Origin of the sequence: Persicitalea sp. (genome assembly GCF_041751555.1) — a bacterium.
In the GTDB taxonomy this organism is placed as follows: domain Bacteria; phylum Bacteroidota; class Bacteroidia; order Cytophagales; family Spirosomataceae; genus Persicitalea.
The window spans coordinates 1-2116 of the sequence record NZ_JBGSXF010000144.1; the positions used below are offsets into that span (position 1 = coordinate 1).

3 protein-coding genes are annotated in these 2116 nt (G+C 52.2%); all 3 read right to left on the reverse strand.

What is annotated here, in order from left to right; all coding sequences use genetic code 11:
- A partial coding sequence (locus ACEW8P_RS04870) for a Uma2 family endonuclease (RefSeq protein WP_373511980.1) occupies positions 1 to 323 on the reverse strand: 323 nt, incomplete at its 3' end.
- Positions 324 to 373: 50 nt separating this feature from the next.
- On the reverse strand, positions 374 to 1669 hold the full coding sequence (locus tag ACEW8P_RS04875; protein WP_373511981.1) for an enolase C-terminal domain-like protein: 1296 nt from the start codon (positions 1667 to 1669) through the stop codon (positions 374 to 376).
- Positions 1670 to 1952: 283 nt separating this feature from the next.
- Positions 1953 to 2116 (reverse strand): ABC transporter permease (locus ACEW8P_RS04880; protein WP_373511982.1); only part of this gene is annotated, 164 nt, incomplete at its 5' end.

Here is a 2116-nt window from a genome sequence, read left to right on the forward strand (position 1 = left end):
TTAGCCCGATCACAGATAATACACAAGTCGGGCTGCACAACCGAAAAGATATCCTTATTGGCTTTGAGTGATTTTTTGCGATTATAAAGCCGCACGTCAAAGGGAGCGTAAAATAGCTCACAAGGGTTCTTTCCAAGAGCATTTACCATTTGTAGATACAAACGTGACGAAATACGTTGGTGTTGAATGCTCAGCGCGGGACTCATCGGAAAAAGCTTTCCCCGGAAGAGTTCCACCCGCTCACGGAACTGCCACGTCAGATAGTCGGCGTAAGAGTACGTCCCGTTCGGATCGAGTTGGGACAATTCAGTGATAGCAGCCATAGCAGTAAAAGTTGGTTAAACGAATTTAGGTTTTTTCTACCACACTCCATCTAAACCTCCGCAAACACTTCCTCGTAATGCGGAGAAGGCATCAGGATTCCACCGCTTTTTTCGTAGAAAGACTTATCGGTAACGTACACGCCGTTTACCGTTTCCGTCCAGTTGGCCCCGTTCATCGGATGGTAGGTTTCCAGCCGCTCCCAGTTTTTATAATACTGGTGGCCGTTGGTTTCCTGCAAGCCGATGCTCATGCCGGGGAAAGGTGGCAGTCGGGCGGCCACGGCCTTGTTCCAATCTACCAGAATCGGGTTGACCGTTAGGTCGGCGCAGAAGCAGGGTACTTTTCTCTCATAGGCCAACTGCGTGATTTTCATCGTCATACTCATGGTTTTGGCGATAGCTTTCACGGCCATTGCCCCGTAGCCCTGCTCGATGCGGGCGGCGGCGTCTTCCACGGTATGGGCGCTCTCGTCGGCGGCTACGCGCACGCCTAGGTCGCCCACGTAGGTTTCGTTTTCTTCCCCAAAAGGTTCCTCAATGACCGCGATTTGATCGAAAGCACCGATTTTTTTGGCGTGATCCAGGAAGCGCAGCAGCGTTTCTTTTTTCTCGTAGCGGCCATTGGCGTCGAAGTAGTAAGGAATCTTGCCGCTCGCCGTGTAGGGAGTTTCGTAGTGGCCAATGGCCTTGTGGACGGCGGTCAGGAAGGCGATGTCCTTCTCAATCATTTCGGACTGTGTTCCTGCGGCGCCGGTTTTTAATTTCAGGATAAAGTACCCCTCGTCGGCGGCCTGCTTGATGCGCTCGGCGGTAGTTCCGACGCTGAAAGACGGAATGCTGGCGACCTTTTCGTGGTGGTACGACAGGCCGGGACGGTAGGCCGCAGGGATCATGTCATCGAATTTAGTCATACCGTTTTCCTCGGCGTAGAGCAGCCAGGCGGCGTTGTCCACGGGTACCAGGGAGTTGAGGGCGAAGGTAGTTCGGAGGTCGGGATTGCCCGTGATTTTCTTGCCATAAGCCAGTACTTCGGGCAGCAGGTCGTCTACCAGTTGCACGGGATTCTTAAACGAATTTCCCTTCATCATTTGCAAAGCCCGCTCGGTCATGGCGTACATAAGGGCGTTGCCCGCCGTTTCGGAATGATTGGCGAAGACCGTGGAATCCGACCAAAGTACCCCCTGCGTTCCCATCCCGATTTTATGGATCCCGGAATCCGATTTCAGGTAGGCCAATGCCTGCCAGCTTTTGGTGATCGCGCTGCCCTTGAAGCGGTACGGATACAGCGGCTCGCGCTCAAAGTCGGAACTGACGTCCTTGATGCGGATGGTTTTTTCTTTGGGCATAGCGTGGAGATTGGCACTTGTCAGACCCAGGGCTACGGCCGCGCTGCCATACTGGATAAATTCTCTTCGGTTAATTGGTATCATAGCCTTTTTTCAGGTGAAGTACGCAGAGCGCATTGTACCTTACTAAAAAAGTGAATCAAAAGGAAAAATCGAAATTTGTGGTGACCAAACTACAAAATAGTGGCGATTAAACTACAAAATCCGAATTTGCCCAGGAACCAGTAGCCCACCGTAAAAGCCCAAATCATAGGAATCTGACCAAACGAAAAGTGGAAGAGAATCACTCGCTCCGCAAACTTTTAACCGGATTGACTACCGCCGCCTTAATCGACTGATAACTCACCGTCAGGAAAGCCACCAGAATAGCCAGCAGCCCCGCAACGCCGAAAATCCACCAGGGCATCGCGATGTGGTAGGCGTAGCTTTGCAGCCAGCCGTCGAGGA

What these genes read in the sequence shown, in the direction of transcription:
- ACEW8P_RS04875 (WP_373511981.1), bottom strand. Translation starts at nt 1,669, where the DNA reads ATGCCCAAAGAAAAAACCATCCGCATCAAGGACGTCAGTTCCGACTTT.